The following is a 16,122-nucleotide window of genomic DNA, read 5'->3' as shown; positions in this document are numbered from 1 at the left end:
CGATTAGTATAGATCGAGCCAACCGTCCTGAATCGAACGGTGGCCGAGATTAAGCCGAACCTGCTAGGGCGTATCTTCAAACTCGGACGAGATCCGCCCATATTTCGCCACACCAAAAACGTGCTCCGAAATCGGAGCACGTTGGAGCACATCCAACAGCCAAGAACGTCCAAACGCGGCTAGAAACGAGACGACGAAGAGAGAAATCGAACAGACAATTCCAGCGAAGTCCGGGCTTTCGGAGAACTCCCCCTCGCAAACTAGGCTGATAGCGTCTCGCTTCTGCTCTCGCGCCCGCTTGTGCCTTACATCTTCGCTTTCTCTTCTTCCGCCATCGAGCGGATATAGAACGCTCCCAGCACCGAGCAGAGCAGGAACGAGAAGAACGCGATCGCCGCGGCCTGTTCGCGTTCGCGGAACACGCTGAACACCTGCTGCATGGACACGCCCAACATCTGCGGCGAGTTCGCTCCGATCAGGAACGGGGCGGTGAACGAGCCGATCACGCCCATGAAGACGAAGGTCACGGCGACAAGGAACGTTTTGTACGACAGCGGGAAAATGAATTTCGTGAACAGCCGCAGCCGTCCGACGCCGACGTCTTTCGCGCTTTCGATCACGGAAGACGGAATGCCCGCCAGCGCCGAACTGAGCAGCATCGTCGTGAACGGAATATTGAACCACAGATTCGCGATGATGATGCCTTTTTCGTCGAAGATGATCCGGGGCAGTTCGCCGCCGAACGCTTCGAGCATCCGCGACAGCCAGCCGTGGTTGCCGAGCAGATTGATCAGGCCGTAGGTCGCGATCACGCCGGGAATGAACAGCGGAATCATGTACGTGCGGCGGATCAGATCGACGATCGGCCCTTGATTGAATCGCATATAGATCGCCAGCGCGTAGCTGACCAGCAGCACCGTCACGCAGGTAATGGCGGTCACGCGCAGCGTGAACACGATATTCGCGCGCATGCCGGGATCGGTGAACAAGTACGCGTAGCGGCTCAGATCGTACCCTCCCTGACCGTTGCTGAGGCTCATGATCAACGACTGCACGATCGGGATAATGACGACGATCAGCAGGATGGCGAAGGAGGGGAGAACCATCGCCAATCCCAGAATCGCCTGCTTGGTCTCCCGGCTGACGGATTTCGCGGGCGACTGCTTTTTCCCCGCGTTTCCCGCGGCGATCATGCCTTTGCTGCTCATTGGGCGGCGACGTCGCTCTGCCAGCGTTTATTGATTTCCGTACCCAGATCCCCGATGTTGAACGTGCGGAAGCCTTCCGATACGCCCGCGAACTTATCCTGCATCTCCTGCGACATGTTGGAGAGCTTGATGCCCGGGAAGCCGTTCATCTTGTCGACCACCACGGCCTGCGCTTCCGGCGACAGCACGAAGTTCAAGAACTGATTAATCGCTTCTTTCTTGTCCGATTCCTGATTGACCATCAGATAAGTCGGCCCTCCGTTGAAGCCCGGCGTGATCTGCTGCATCTTGATCGTGTCCGGCAGCAGCCCTTCGTTCAACTGCTGAAGCACCATGTCCGACCAAGCCGGGATCATCGAGACCTCGCCGTTCATCAGCAAATCCAGCGTGCCTTGATTCTTTTTCGGATAAATGCCTTTGCCGTATACGGACGAACCCAGCTCTTTCAGCAGGTTGAAGCCCGCATCCCACTTCTTCATCATCGACGGATCGGAGTTATGGATGTCTTCTTCCGGCAGGTCTTTGTAGAGGATCGTCTGGACGAACGAACTGCCCGAACCGCCGGTGGACGGATCGTTATACGCGAATTGTTCCGGGTTGGCTTTGATCCACGCGATCAGCTCGTCGAGCGTTTTCGGCGGAGCGGTCACTTTGCTGCTGTCGTAAGCGAGCACGACCGCCGACGAACGGTAAGGCACGGCGTAGTCGTCCACGTCTTTCATCGTCGCTTCGTCGACGTTCGCCAGATTCGGGATGTCGCTCGCGCTCAGTTTCGTCCAGACGCCGTCTTTGGTGCCTTCCGCCACGTAGGTGATCCCGTCTTCGTACAGGTCGATGTCGCCGGAGCCTTTGCCCGCTTTTTTCGCCGCGATGATTCGATCATAGGTCGGTTCCGCGCCCGTGCCGGACGGGATATAGACCATCTTGACGTCGATGTCCGGATGCTCTTTCTCGAACATCGGCTCCAGCGTATCCCACAGATCTTTCACGTTCTGCGAGCCGGTAAAATAGAAATTGAACGACGTCGGCGAAGCGGAAGTTCCGGTCTCGGAGCTGCCGCTCGTGCCCGTACTGCTTGCCGCCGAAGCGCTTTTGTCGCCGCTGCCGCTTCCGCCGCCGCATCCCGCCAACAGAGAAGCCGACAAACCCGCGACCGCCAACAACGTCCACCCGAACTTTTTCTTCATACGCATCCTTTTCATCCTCCTCAAATGGCTTGAGCCGCTTCCATCGCTTCTTCGACCGGAAATCCGGTCAGCTTCGAGATCGAGACGCCGACGACTTGCCCCGTTTGGAGCTGCATAACCGTTTCCTTGCCCTGAAAAGCGCGAACGATGCCGAAACCGTCCAATTCGACCGTCACTTCGGCGTAATGCCCCAGAATCATGACCTGCTTGACTCTCCCCTTCAACAGACTGCCGTTTTCCGCAAACGCGCTCAACTGCACGTCTTCCGGGCGGACTGCCGCCGTTACCCGGCCCATCAATCCTTTGTCATTAGGCAGACGCAGGCTTCCCAGCCTGATCTCCTCCCGATCCGCCACCCCCTCAAGGAAATTCATCTTGCCGATAAAACCGGCGACATATAAGGAAGCGGGCTGATCGTAAATCTGCTGCGGCTGCGCCACCTGCTCGATTCGCCCGTGATTCATGACGATGATGCGATCCGAAAGAGACAACGCTTCTTCCTGATCATGCGTAACGAAGACCATCGTAAGTCCCGTCTTGGTCTGGATCTCCCGCAGTTCTTCGCGCATCTCGTGCCGGAGCTTGGCGTCCAGCGCCGAGAACGGCTCGTCCAACAGCAGCACCGCCGGATTGAGCAGCAGCGATCGGGCGAGCGCGACCCGCTGCTGCTGTCCGCCCGAGAGTTCGGCCGGGTACTTTTTGCCGAAGCCCGACAGACGTACCAGCTTCAGCGCATCTTCCACCGCCTCGCGGATCTGGGCTTTCGGCATCTTGCGGATCTTCAGGCCGAACGCCAGATTGTCGTACACCGACATATGCGACCACAGATTATAGCTCTGGAACACCATCGAAGTCGGGCGTTTCTCCGGCGGCAGGCCGATCACGCTTTTGCCTTCGATCAGGATGTCGCCGGAATCGGGTTCGAGAAATCCGCCGATGCTGCGCAGTACGGTCGTTTTGCCGCAGCCCGAAGGGCCGAGCAGGGTGACCAGTTCGCCTTTTTCGATATCGATGTTGATTCCGCTGACCCCGTCGCCGGTCTTGTAACGTTTGGCTAATTCGCGGACGGACAACTGCATGGGAATGCCTCCTTTTGTCTGAAAATCAAACTCCGACGCGCGCGCTTACTTCATCTGGAATCCGCTCGCCAGCACGTCCGCGCTGACCAGCCTCTGCGCCGCGACCAGCAGGATGATCGTCGGCAGCGTCAGAATGATCGAGAACACCGCCCCCGCGCTGCTCGGGAAGTCCGAGATGATCGAATACATGACGATCGGCATCGTTTTGTAATCGGGAATGCCGACCAAGAACGTTCCCTGCGCTTCGTCGAGCGAATTCAGGAACGTGAAGATCGAAGCGACCATGATGCCCGGCATCGCCATCGGGAGCGTGACGCTTCGGAACACTTTGAACGGGCTTGCGCCGACGTCGCGGGCCGACTCTTCCTGCGCGCGGTGAACGTTCCGGAACGACGCGGTCGGAATCCAAGTCATGAACATGAGCACGTTGATCATATGGATGAGCACCACGCCGAGCAGCGTATTCATCAGGCCGATCTGGTAGAACAGCACGGCGATCGAGACGTACAGCCCCATCTTGGGAAAAGCGTGCGTCAGCAGAAACGAGAACAGGAACATCCGCTTAAGCGGAAACTGAAGCCGGGCAAACGCGTACGCCGCCGGGATGCAGACGACGATCGACAGCAGCGTGACCAGCGTCGCGATCAGGAAAGACAGCGAGATCGACGAGACGATATCGTCTTTGGCCAACACGAAATTCCACCATTTGAATCCCCAAGTCTGCGGCAGCACGTTCGGATAATTCCATTTCTCGCTGAACGCGAGGACCAACAGATTCAGCAGCGGGCCCGCGAAAAAGACCGCGAACACCGTCAGCAGCACGAATTCGATGATCCTCCTCGGCCCTACATGTTTCCAATACCAGCGCATGCGCCTGTTCACTCTCCTTTCGTCGATTGACGGATGATGACTTGACTGTCGTATTCGATCAGGCGCGGCACGCCGGCTTCGCCCCCGATCATCTTATGCAGCGTCGCGACGGCGTCCCGGCCGAGACCTTCGGCGTCGACGCTGACCGTCGTCAGCGACGGATGATACATCCCGCCGAGTTCCGTATTGTCGTAGCCCATGACCGCCGCGTCTTGCGGCACGCGTACACCGCGCTCCAGCAGCACTTTCATGGCGCCCAGCGCCAGCATATCGTTCGTGCCGAACACGGCGGTATAGCCGCCCGAGCGGAAAATCTCTTCATGCGCCCGCATAAGCTGAAGTCCGGAATCGAAGCTCGAATCGGGCGATTCGGCGATATAAACGTATCCGGCTTGCGGCGTATCCGCGGTTAGACCGTTTGCCGCTTCGCGGCTTCCGCAAGGAATGCCGAGTTCCGTCAGTTTCTTGCAGAACCCGGACAACCGCAGCGAATGGCTCCGATGCTCGCCCGGTCCGGCCACGATGAAGAATCGGCGGTGGCCCAGACTGTACAGATGCTCCGCCGCCCGCTCGCCGCCCCGTTCGTCGTCGCTGACCAGATGCACGACCTCGGGATCTTCCGTCGAACCGTTGACCATCACGTACGGGATGTTGAAGTTCTTGACATAGTCGATCACGTTCTTGCGGAAACGGCTGACCAAGATCAATCCGTCCACTCGCTGCTCCAGCATATAATCGGTGGAGCGCAGCGACATCTCGCGGTCCGTCTTGAGAAAGATCGAATAGCCCAAGCTTTCGGCGGCCATCAGGATCTCGTCGACGATCTTCCCGTAGAGCGTATGGGACACGATCGGCAGCCGATCGCGGAATACGATCACGCCGATGTTATGCGTCCGCTTCGCGACCATCGCCCGGGCGACGGCGCTCGGTTTGTAGCGCAGTTCTTCCGCCGCTTTGAGCACGCGCTCGCGGACGTCGGCGCTTGCATAGCCGCTGCCGGAGATCACGCGCGAAGCGGTCGATTTGGAGACGCCCGCAAGCTGCGCCAATTCCCGCAGGCTGTAATTCAATTTGTGGTCCGACCGGTTCTCCAATCTTCGTTCGCCTCCGTGAATTCCTGTTCGCCGCGGACCGCGATCAACGCCGCCGGGTCGCGCGTGGTGATCCCGTCGACGCCCCAACGCGCAAGCTTCCGCATCTCTTCGCTCTCGTTCACCGTCCAGACGTAGACGGCCAGTTCTTCGCGTTTCGCCGCTGCCAGCAGTTCGGGCCGAACGACCGGATACGGCAGGTTCAAGCCGAAACAGCCGGCCGACCTAGCTTCCAAGCAGAGCTGCCCGGTCATTTCATGGATCGCCTGTTCGTCATTCAGCATCTTCAGCCGCTCGGTGTCGACGTTCAGCAGCTTGCGCAGCCCGATCCCCAGACGGCCGGCCAGCTTCGCCCGTTCGTATTCGCAGCCGCTTAAGATGACGCGGTCTTCCATGCCCATCTGCCGAACCAGCTTCGCGGCCGGCAGCAAAGCGTCGTCGCTCTTGATGTCCAGATTCATCATGCGCCCGGATGTGCGAATCCAGTTCAGCACATCGGCCAATTCCAGCGCAGGCGCAGCCGAGTTTTCTTTCCATTCTTCCAGCGTCAGCTCGGCAAGGCTTGCCGGCTGTCCGTTCTTCATTCGCACTTCGTCGTCGTGAGCCAGTACCGGCACTCCGTCCGACGTAACGCGAATATCGTCTTCGTAAATGTCCGCGCCCAGCTTGAGCGCGGCGCAGAGCGACTCCAGCGAATGATCGGGATGCCCCATGCTGCCGGTATGCGCGGTAATTTTGGGAAAAGACTTTAAAGGCATCAGCAGTTCGCTCCTTCCGGGGCATCGAAATAGATCGCGTTGGTAAAAGCAATCCGGACATAAGCGCCGCGCGCCGTTCCCCACAGTTCGGCCCGCAGCCAGCGGCGGCTTGAACGGCTCGCCGGATCGGCTTCGGAAACGGCGGGAAGTTCGACCGCAAGACGCACCGGAGATAACGCTGCGGCATCGCCGTCACCGTCGAGTCTCTCTGCTGTCCGTCCGTCCGGCGTCGGCGTAAGAACTTCGAGCGTCCGTTCCTCGCCCCGTTCGGAGCAGAGCTTCAAGCGGAGGGCCTGTTCCGGCAGCGACCACAATCCGCTTCGCACCGAAAAATCGAGCGTCAGATGCACGCGAATCGACGGAGGGTTCCGTAAGGAATCGGCAGCCGAATCGGACAGCGATTCGGCTGCGCTTTTCCCCGCTGCCTGCGAAACCGCGCTTATCGGTTCTTCCGCAGCGGCCGGAATCGCCGAGCCGATGCCGTACGATCGGCCGCCGCTCTCCACGGTCATCGTCAGCAGCGGACCGATCGTGACGGAAGCTCTGCCCTGCCGCAGTGCTCGGATCAGAGCTTCCGTCTCGGACTCCGTACGAACTTTCCGCGGCAAAAGCAACCCGGCTTCCCGACCGGCCGCTCCGCCGCTCCTTTGTCCGACTCCTTCTTGCTCCTCGACTGCTTGAGACTCCTCGATGCCGAGATACGTCACCGAGATCGGTTCGTCCGTCGCGTTCTGGTTATGCCAATCGCGTCCCGACGTGGCCGCGAGGCGATAACCTTCGTTGAGCTTGTCGGTCCACAGTTCGAACGCCCTCCGGTTATCCGTCCGAATCGACGGGGACGTCCCGGACCAGACTTCGATATAATCGACGGCATTCCAATCGCCGATCTCGTATTCCCAGAAGCAGCCCGTACAGGCCGGACTGCCGATCCGAAACGGATGCGCGAGTCCCGCAAGACCGCCGAAGCGATGCACGTCCTCAATCCCTTCGTCGATGCCGCCGCGCTCCGCCTGCCTCCAATCGGCGTATTCGCTCAGTCCGATCGTCACCATATGGCCGTAGAACGTCGTCCATTCCATGCCCGGCAGAATGCGCAGCCCGGTCTGCCGCTCGATCTCTTCCTTGCCGACCAGCCCGGACATGGTGTTATGGTCGGTTAACGCGATCGCGTCGAAGCCCAGTCCGACCGCGCCGCGCGCAAGTTCTTCAAGCGTCTGGCTGCCGTCGCTGTGCAGCGTGTGCGTATGCAGTTCGCAGGCCAACCATCTCATGACTTCGCCTCCCCGAAAGCGTTGATTCGCAGCCGATAGTCGCAGGTATCCGTGACGATGCAGTGCAAGCTGAGCGTCACGCTCCACGTTCCGGGCAGCAGTTCGGCAGCGATCAACCCCGGCGAAGCCTGCTCCCTCGAGATCGAGAGTTCCTGCACCGGGTCGTGCCGGTGGCAGGCTCCGCGATATCCTTCGGGATCGTCGAGCGATAAGGTGATCAGATTTTTCAACGGCAGATGCCGCTCCGCTCGGATCAGCGCCCGTTCGCGATGCTCCGGCAGGATGTATCTTTCGTAACTGTCGCGGAGCAGTTCCAGCGCGCGCTCCCGGTCGTCCAGCGTTTTCGGCGCATATTCGAAGCGAAGCTCCAGACGTTCGACTCCTTCGCCCAGTTCGAAAGGAATGCGGATATGCGTCCGCGAATCTTCCGGCGTCGCCGTTCCTTGCTTATCCAGCAGCATGTTTAGTCGTCCCGCCTTCCGTTATGTATCGCGTTCCTGCTTCTCCGTCCTGCCCGTTATTCTTCTGTGGGACCGTTCCCACATCACATCCTCATGGTAAAGGCGAAGAGTCAGCCCCGTATCAGCATGATGTTAATCTTCTGTAAAGCCCGAAAAGGCCGATCTTCTATTGAAAGAAGACCGGCCTTTCCCGTTCAATTGTCAAACCAGAACACGATCCGCACTTCGTCGTCGCTGCCGATTCGCCGTTCTTTTTTGAGCTGTTCCATCTGCTCGATCATGGAGGTCAAGTTGAGATTCAGATAGCCGTCCCACTCGCGATAGACTTTGCCGTCCCGAAAACCGGCGTCTTCTTTCACGTCCGTAAAATGGGACTGGTAACGTTCTCCGCGCAGCAATTTGTTCATCGTCTCTTCGTGTTCTTCTTCTTCCACCCAACCCCGGAGCCGCATCCGTTCGCCGTACCCGCTGTCTTTCAGCTCCCGCAGCGTGAGATAAGAAGCATGGTGGAACATGTCATGATCCGCCAGCTCTCCGTAATCGTATTCCCGGCTGAGCAGCGCATCCCATTGTTCGGGCAGCCCCCGAGGAGCCGCGATCGGCGGATAACTGTTATATTCTTCGCTCCCCCGCACGCCCGCCAGCAGATAAAACAACCCGTAATCCCGCGCCCCGTCGAGCAGGTCGACCGGCGTGAACCCTTCTTTTTCCGCCGCGGCGATCTCCGGCCAACCCGTCTGCCTATGCCAGCGGTCGATATTAATCCATTTGTCGTCGAGGTATCCTTCGCAGTACAGGTGAATGTCGCAGCCCATGTTCTTTCCTCCTTAAGAAACTTTAGGTTTATTGTATCGCCCTCCTTATCCGCACTCCAGCTTAACGCAAAAAGACCCGCCGCTCCTTTCGGAGAACGAGTCTTGTCATCGGGTTAACCGTCTATTTCGTCTCGATCAGATTGCGCGCGATCTCCGACTTCTTCATGTCGTGCTCGATCTGCTCTTCGAGATCGTACGGATGGTACATCTCGTTTTCGATCATGTAATCCGCGATCTTCTGGTGCGTCTTGATGGCCGTATCCAGTTGGGACTTCAGCACTTTGCGCACTCTCGGCGAAGCGGCTTCCGTCAGCGCTACCGCGTACGTGCGTACCGCCGTTTTGGCGGACAGCAGCATATCCGTCGCGATCGCCATGTCGTCCATCGGCGTGACCGCTTTAACCAACGTTTCTTTCGTCATCGATTTGGGCGTCGTCATGCGTGATCCCTCCTTAGCTGATTAGAAGTGCTTTCAGTTCGTCGATCGCCTGCGCCGAATTCTCGATGTCTTCTTCGATCAGCGCTTTGAGCTTCTCGTCTTGGACCAATCCCGACATCGCGACCGCTTTGGTCACGCAGGACGTCTTGAGAATCACCAGTTCGTGTACTTCGAGCTTCTCGTGCAGAGCCAATTCTTTCGTTGCCATCTCGATGCACCTCCAGTCGATGTTGTTCCTTCTTGATGTCTTTTCGTTTTCGATGTCGTTCTTTTCTTTTGTACCCGCCCCCCCGCAAAATAAACGAAAAACGAATTAAACTTTTCCATTTCTGGTTTCCCGTTTGAAACCCCCGATTTTCGGATAAGTATACCGTTTGTCCTTCGATTCCCCTGTTTTGCGATCCTATGCAAAACACAAAAGCCCTTCCACCTTAACCAAAGGTGAAAGGACTTTGCTTTTGATTTGGTTTCCCCCGTAAGCCCGCTCATGTTTCCACAGGAATGCGAACTTCGAAAAGGTTATTTCACCGACCCCACCATGCCCGCAACAAAGTGCTTCTGCATCAAGAAGAACACCAGCGCCGTCGGGATCGTCGAGATGACGATCGCCATCATGATCAAGCCGTAGTCCGGCGAGTAACCGGAACCGAGGTTCGAGATCAGCAGCGGGATCGTTTGGTTCTCCGGCGTTTGCAGGATGACGAGCGGCCACATGTAGTTGTTCCAGCTCGACATGAACGTGATGATCGCCGCCGCCGCATAAGTCGTTTTCATCGTCGGCATGTAGATGCGGAAGAACAGACCCAGCTCCGACAATCCGTCCATTCGGCCCGCTTCCAGCAGCTCGCGCGGGAACATCTTCGTGCTCTGACGGAAGAAGAAGATCAGGAACGCCGTGGTAAACGTCGGGATGACGACCGCCGCCGGCGTGTCGATGCCGAACGTCGGGAAGAAATTCGTGACTTGGCCGAACATCCGATAGAGCGGAACCATCAGGGCCGCGAACGGAATCATCATGGACAGCAGCAGGATCGAGAAGACGACGTCTTTCGCTTTGCTGCGGTAGACTTCGAAGCCGTAACCGGCCAGCGAGGCGATCAGCATCGCCAGAATCGTCGTGGAGATCGAGATCTTGGCCGAATTGCCCATCGCGTTCCAGATGTCGACGCTTGCGGTCAGATTCCGCAGGTTATCCATCAGGTGCGAGCCGGGAAGAAGGCGGCCTTTGGTGACGTCCACCGACAGGTTCGTCGAGCTGACGATCATCCAGAAGAACGGGAAGATCGACACGAACGCCGCAAGGGACAGGAACAGGTACATGGAGGCTCTTTTGGCTTTAAGCATTTCGATCACCCGCCACTTTGAATTGAATGAAGGACAAGATAATGATCATGATCACGATAGAGTAAGAAACCGTCGCTGCGTAACCGAAGTCGGCCGAATATTTGAACGACAGATTGTAGATGTACTGCGAGATGGTCGTCGTCGCGTTGCCCGGTCCGCCTTTGGTGATGTTCATGACTTCGTCGAACAGCTGCAGCGTACCGATCGTGGACGTGATCGACGTGAACAGAATGATCGGCTTAAGCAGCGGAACCGTGATGCTGAAGAACTGGCGAACGGCCGAAGCGCCGTCGATGCGGGCCGCTTCGTAGATCGACGAATCGATGTTTTGCAGACCCGACAGGTAGAAGATCATGTTATAACCGGTCCAGCGCCAAGTGATCGCGATGATGATCGTGACTTTCGCCCAGAACGGATCGGAGATCCATTGAATCGGCGCGCTGATGATATGAATGTTCATCAGCAGCGAGTTGACCAAGCCGTCCGGCGCGAACAGATACTTGAAGACGATCGAGTACGCGACCAGCGACGTGATCGCCGGCAGGAAGATCGCGGTACGGAAAAATCCTTTGAACTTCAGGTTGCGATCGTTCAGCAGTACCGAGAAGAACATCGCGAGGATGATCATGAGCGGCACTTGGAACAGCAGATAGATAAACGTATTGCCTACGGCCGTCAGGAAAATCTTGTCCGTGAACAGCCGTTGGTAGTTGCCGAGGCCGTTGAATTTCAAGTTCAGACCGGTACCGGTCTTGAACGACAGAATCAAGGCTTGGACCATCGGATAGAAATAGAAGGCGGCGATCAATACGACCGCGGCGGCGACAAACAACCAGCCGACCAGTCCCGATCGGAATCGGCGGCTGCGGCTCGAACGAAACTTTTCGCTGACCGGGCCGGCTGTGGAATTAGCGGTTTTCATCCGATATTCCTCCTTTGAATTAACGTATTTTAGCGGTAAAGCGATAAAATATAGCCGAACCATTCAGGGCGGAATAAGCCCCGTGCCCGCGTTGTGCATTCAAGACCGTCTCTTGAGGCTTGAAGGCACAACGCACGACAGGGATTTCCCGCTTGCGCATGATCATGGAAGATAAAAGGAAGCCGGCGGACCCCATTCCCGCTAAAAGGTGGGTACGGAAACCGAAGATCCGCCGGGATAAAGCTTGTTCGGAACGTTATTTCAGTTGAGCTTCGGCTTGCGCTTGCGTATCGTTCATGACCGTATCCACGTCTTTGCTGCCGTTCAGGTAGTTCTGAACTTCCGCGGACAGGATGTCTTCGATCGCGTACGTGTGCAGGCCGTAGTTGACTTTCGGAACTTCTGTCGTCCATTTCGCGAAGTCTGCGTAGATCTTTTCGCCGCCGAAGAACTCGTCGGCTTTGTCGTAAGCGGAACCTTCGGAAGCGGATTTCAGAGTACCGATGATGCCGATCTTGTCCAGCATTTCTTGGTAGAGGTCTTTGTCCGAGCCGAACGTCGAAGCCATGAAGTCGGCTGCCGTGTCTTTGCCGTCCACGTTCATGACGTACCACGAGCTGCCGCCGGAGTTGGACGCGTTAACCGAACCGGCCGTAGTTTTCAGGCGAGGAATCGGTACCACGGCCCATTTGCCGGATTGCGAAGCTTCGGCTTTGACCGAAGGCGTGATCCAGTTGCCGGTCGGTACGGAAGCGACGTCTCCGCTGTTGAACGCGGCTACGAATTGGCTCCAGTCGGAGTTCAGCTTCACGATGTTCGCGTCGAACATCTTTTTGTACAGTTCCAGCGCTTCTTTGAACGCCGGGTTGCCTGCGATGTTCGGCGTTACGCCGTCTTCCTTGAGGTACCACGAACCTGCCGATTGCAGCATGACGCGCAGCGTGCCCAGATCGTTCGGGTCTTGAGTCAGCATATCTTTGCCGGTAGCGGCTTTGACTTTCTTGCCGATCTCGATGTATTGATCCCAGTCGATGTTCTCCAGATCCGATACTTTGTATCCGGCTTGTTCCAGATAGTCGGTACGCACGTACAGGCCGGTTACGCCGGAGTCGAACGGAATGCCGTATTGTTTGCCGTCGAAGCTGGTCGGGCCCGCTTTGTAATCCGCGAAGTCCGAACCTTTGATCTTGTCGGACATATCGCGGAACGCGTCCGGATACGCTTGCAGGAAGTTCTGCGCGCGGTAGTCTTCGATCAGAACGACGTTAGGCAGGCCTTTGGTCGTACCGGAGTTCAGGCCGGTGTTCAGCTTCTGCACGATATCCGCCTGCGCGTTTTCCACGATGTTGACCGTCACGTCCGGGTGAGTCTTGGCATATTTTTCTTTGGCCAGATTCAGCGCCGCGATGTTGAAGTTCGGGTCCCATGCCCAGATGGTGATTTCTTTTTTATCCGAACCGCCGCCGCTCGCTTTGTCTCCGCCGCTTGCCGTGGTGCTGTTACCGCCTCCGCCCGAGCAGGCCGAAAGCATCAATGCGGATGCCGCCAACGGCAGCACGATTTTTTTCCAACTTTTCATTTTGTCATCTCCCCTTGAATGATGGTATACAGACACCCTTTAAGCTCCGAAATCTTTGAAAATTCGTGATGAAAGCGGTTGCTTTACGTGAATAATCTTAGCATTTGCGATTCGGGAGAAGTTAGGAATATCTTTGTGCGGAATGGGGAAATCATTATGTCTCGCGAAAATGATAGCGTTATCATTGGGAATAATTTTGGATATTCGTAAAATTTAAAGTTTTGCTTGCCGGGTATCCTAAATTTCTTCCGTGATCAACGGCAGTTCGATCCGGATTTTGGTTCCCTGTCCTTTGCGGCTTTCGATCGAGACTCCGTATTCTTCCCCGTACAGCAGCTTGATCCGGTTATGCACGTTCTGCACGCCGATGCCGGTAAACAGCTGACGCTTGCTTTTCGGATTCGGCAGCGCGGCTCCTTCCGTGCTGTTCCACTCTTCCGCGCCTTCCATGCCGTCGCCGTTGTCGCTCACTTCGCAGATCAACCGTCCTTCGGACTGCGAGACCAAGACGTAGATCATCCCGTTCTGTTTTTCGTTGAACGCATGGAAAAACGCGTTTTCGATAAAAGGCTGAATGATGAGTTTCGGCACGCGGTAAATCATGCAATCCGGCGCGGCGAATACGTTGACCCGAATCCGGTCGCCGTAACGGGCATAATTGATAAATACGTAATTGCGCATATTCTCCAATTCCTGCTCGATGGTCACCGTTTCGCTCACGTTGCTGATCGTGTTTTGCAGCAGGGAGATCAGCGCGTTGATCGTCGAAGCCGCCGCTTCTTTATCGCCTTTTTGCACCAGAATCTTGATCGAGGCCAACGTGTTATACAGGAAATGCGGATTGATCTGCCGCTGAAGCGCCGCAAGTTCCGCGTTCCGCCGTTCCTTCTGCGTCTCCAGCAGCCGCTTGATATAGTCGTTCAGCTCGTCGAGCATGTAATTGTAAGCGCGGCTCAGTTCCTTGACTTCGTAACCGGCCGACTCGGTGACGCGAACGTAGTTGTCGAAATTCTTCTCGGTGACCGTGGACATCTGCCGGACCAGCATGGTCAGCGAGCGTGTCTGCCTGCGGGTGATCAAGAAGACGAGCAGCAGCGCCGCGCCCACGATCAATCCGCCCACGAGCACCAGATCGCGCAGATTCACCACTTTGCCGGCCGCGTAATCGCGATCGATCAGATTGACGAGATAGAAGTCGTATTCGGGAATATAACTCGACAGCAGAATGGAACTCCGGTCGAACACTTCGACGTTGCGGCGTACCACGTCTTCGCCTTCGGCCGAAGGCTTGGCGTAATCGAGCATCTGTCTCGATACTCGCCCGATCAGTTCCGTTCGGTTGCTGGACACGATCCGGCCCGTCGAATCGAGAATGACGACATCGTTGCCCGCGCTGGTAAAGTTGCCGTAGAAACGCCGGAATTCGTCTTCCCGGATCGAGATGTACAGGTCGCCGTAGATGAAGCCGGTCGTCCGTTCCAGCAGAGCTTTGGACGCGACGATATAAGGGACGAAATGACCGTGCTCGTCCCGTTCTTCGTCGAATTGGTACAGCAGGCGTTTGGGTTCCGCTTCGGTGCGTACCGACAGCGGATGATCCAACAGGCGCGATTCGGACATCGGCCAGTAATTGCGGTCCGTCGAATAGCTGCGTCCGTTGACGCCGGCCGCCGTAACGGACAAGTTATAAGCGTCGACGTTCGATTTGACCCGCCGCATCTGCTGGTTCATGCCGAAATACGTGCCCGCGGCGCGCGTCGAATCGGACTCGCCGCCGCTGAGGTAGGCTTTGATCGTGCCGTTCATGGCCGCGTAAGACGCGGCGTTGACGACCGAGTCGTTGAACGACTCCATGCCCGTGCGAATCTGGTTCAAGACTTTGGAATTGGTGATGCCGAACGTCTCGGTGAATAATCGTTCCGACATGCGGATGGTGACGAGCGACGTGACGATGCAGACGGTCACCGTGCTGACGACCATGACCAGGAACAGCTTCGCGAACAGCCGCTGCGCGTGGAACCGGCGCCAGTATGTTCTCATGCCCGAACCTCCTTATCTTCCGGCCGGGTGCTGCCTGCGGTATTGGCTCGGCGAGAACCCGGTCTGTTTGCGAAACACTTTGGTGAAATAGCCGGGGTCGGAATAACCGACGCGGCCGCTGATCTCCGAGATGCTGAGTTCGCCCGTCCGCAGCAGCTCCTCGGCTTTGGTCACGCGGATCCGGTTCAGGTATTCGCTGAAGCCTTCTTTGTTATGCGTGGCGAAGTAGCTGGACAGATACGACGGGTTAAAATGAAAATGGCGACCCAGCCCGGTCAAACTGAGCGGTTCGGCATAATGTTCTTCGATGTAAGCGAGCAGTTTCTTCATGTTCGGATCGCCCGACTGCCCTTCGTGTTCGGCGATCTTGTCTTCGGCGAGCCGCAGAAAACGTTCGAGCAGCAGAATCGCGGTCCGCGCGTCGCTCGCTTCTTCGATATCGCGGAAAAATCCGTATTTGGCTTCGTCCAGATCGGCGGCGTCGTAATCCATATTGCCCAGCAGCGTGATCAGATTGAAGATGATATTGCCCAGAAACGATTTCAAGCCGACCGGCGCGCAGCGGTGATCGTCGGCCATCCGGGACGCATACAGGCGCAGATCGCGGAACGCTTCTGCAAAATGTTCGCGCTTGATCTCTTCGGTGAACCGGCGCAGATCGAATGCCGGCAGAGGCTCGCCCGGCGCGGGCAGTTCTTCCCGCAGCATGACGGTTCGATCCGGGAAATAGAACCGGTAATCCAGCAGTTGGCGAAGCTGCTTATAAGCGGAGCCGAATTCCGCGAGCGACGAGAAGGCGTCGCCGACCGCCCAGAAAGGCGCGGAACTGTCCGGCGAGTCAGTGCCGGACGCTCTTAGGGCCGTGCGGCTGCGCAGCTCGGCGATCAAAGCCGCGCGCCGGCCGGCTTCGAGGCCGACAAGCGCGGCTTCGCTGCCGGCCGCGGCGCCGGAGGTCGCGGGCGGCAGCCCGTAAGCGCGCTCCCAGCCGAGGGCGGCCGCGCCCGGGGCGTCGGGCGCGAGCGCCCGCTTCAGCCGCTCCGCCAGCCGCCGCCGGGCGC

The 16,122-nt window shown here is 57.4% G+C and carries 16 protein-coding genes; all 16 read right to left on the bottom strand.

Translation table 11 applies throughout. The features are described 5' to 3' along the window. Positions 1-305: 305 nt before the first annotated feature. A complete protein-coding gene (locus tag CDO73_RS11985) occupies positions 306-1,193 on the bottom strand; it encodes an ABC transporter permease (RefSeq protein WP_088489118.1) in 888 nt (295 codons plus the stop codon). 11 nt (positions 1,194-1,204) lie between these two features. Then, entirely contained in the window at positions 1,205-2,401 is a 1,197-nt protein-coding gene (locus CDO73_RS11980) for an extracellular solute-binding protein (protein WP_373446978.1), read from the bottom strand. 14 nt (positions 2,402-2,415) lie between these two features. Further along, positions 2,416-3,474, bottom strand: coding sequence for an ABC transporter ATP-binding protein (locus CDO73_RS11975; protein ID WP_088488765.1), 1,059 nt, complete (start codon positions 3,472-3,474; stop codon positions 2,416-2,418). A 45-nt stretch (positions 3,475-3,519) separates the two neighbouring features. Next, a complete protein-coding gene (locus CDO73_RS11970; RefSeq protein WP_088488764.1) occupies positions 3,520-4,344 on the bottom strand; it encodes an ABC transporter permease in 825 nt (274 codons plus the stop codon). An 8-nt stretch (positions 4,345-4,352) separates the two neighbouring features. Continuing rightward, positions 4,353-5,438 carry a LacI family DNA-binding transcriptional regulator gene (locus CDO73_RS11965; protein WP_256972669.1) on the bottom strand — a complete coding sequence of 362 codons (1,086 nt, stop codon included), beginning with the start codon at positions 5,436-5,438 and terminating at the stop codon, positions 4,353-4,355. Then, on the bottom strand, positions 5,411-6,193 hold the full coding sequence (locus CDO73_RS11960) for a glycerophosphodiester phosphodiesterase (protein WP_088488763.1): 783 nt from the start codon (positions 6,191-6,193) through the stop codon (positions 5,411-5,413). Before CDO73_RS11960 ends, CDO73_RS11965 begins: the two co-directional genes overlap by 28 nt. Continuing rightward, positions 6,193-7,464, bottom strand: coding sequence for a CehA/McbA family metallohydrolase (locus tag CDO73_RS11955; protein WP_088488762.1), 1,272 nt, complete (start codon positions 7,462-7,464; stop codon positions 6,193-6,195). Before CDO73_RS11955 ends, CDO73_RS11960 begins: the two co-directional genes overlap by 1 nt. Beyond that, positions 7,461-7,925: a hypothetical protein gene (locus CDO73_RS11950; protein WP_088488761.1), complete on the bottom strand. Its 465-nt coding sequence runs from the start codon at positions 7,923-7,925 to the stop codon at positions 7,461-7,463. Before CDO73_RS11950 ends, CDO73_RS11955 begins: the two co-directional genes overlap by 4 nt. A 194-nt stretch (positions 7,926-8,119) precedes the next feature. Continuing rightward, on the bottom strand, positions 8,120-8,740 hold the full coding sequence (locus CDO73_RS11945; protein WP_088488760.1) for a hypothetical protein: 621 nt from the start codon (positions 8,738-8,740) through the stop codon (positions 8,120-8,122). A 121-nt stretch (positions 8,741-8,861) separates the two neighbouring features. Next, positions 8,862-9,179, bottom strand: coding sequence for a spore coat protein (locus CDO73_RS11940; RefSeq protein WP_088488759.1), 318 nt, complete (start codon positions 9,177-9,179; stop codon positions 8,862-8,864). 13 nt (positions 9,180-9,192) lie between these two features. Next, positions 9,193-9,387 (bottom strand): spore coat protein, encoded by a 195-nt coding sequence (locus CDO73_RS11935; RefSeq protein ID WP_088488758.1) that lies wholly within the window; start codon positions 9,385-9,387, stop codon positions 9,193-9,195. A 311-nt stretch (positions 9,388-9,698) separates the two neighbouring features. Then, on the bottom strand, positions 9,699-10,523 hold the full coding sequence (locus CDO73_RS11930; protein WP_088488757.1) for a carbohydrate ABC transporter permease: 825 nt from the start codon (positions 10,521-10,523) through the stop codon (positions 9,699-9,701). After that, complete coding sequence (locus CDO73_RS11925) at positions 10,516-11,445, bottom strand: carbohydrate ABC transporter permease (RefSeq protein ID WP_088488756.1); 930 nt, start codon at positions 11,443-11,445, stop codon at positions 10,516-10,518. The genes CDO73_RS11930 and CDO73_RS11925 overlap by 8 nt, the downstream gene beginning before the upstream one ends. Positions 11,446-11,701: 256 nt before the next feature. Then, positions 11,702-13,024, bottom strand: a complete 1,323-nt coding sequence (locus CDO73_RS11920) for an ABC transporter substrate-binding protein (protein ID WP_088488755.1) — start codon at positions 13,022-13,024, stop codon at positions 11,702-11,704. 237 nt (positions 13,025-13,261) lie between these two features. Further along, positions 13,262-15,064, bottom strand: coding sequence for a cache domain-containing sensor histidine kinase (locus tag CDO73_RS11915; protein WP_088488754.1), 1,803 nt, complete (start codon positions 15,062-15,064; stop codon positions 13,262-13,264). A 12-nt stretch (positions 15,065-15,076) separates the two neighbouring features. Continuing rightward, a partial coding sequence (locus tag CDO73_RS11910) for a helix-turn-helix transcriptional regulator (RefSeq protein WP_143536125.1) occupies positions 15,077-16,122 on the bottom strand: 1,046 nt, incomplete at its 5' end.

Source organism: Saccharibacillus sp. O23, assembly GCF_002205895.1.
Lineage (GTDB): Bacteria > Bacillota > Bacilli > Paenibacillales > Paenibacillaceae > Saccharibacillus.
Note: the sequence above shows the minus strand (reverse complement) of the source record. Positions and strands in the feature narration are given on the sequence as shown.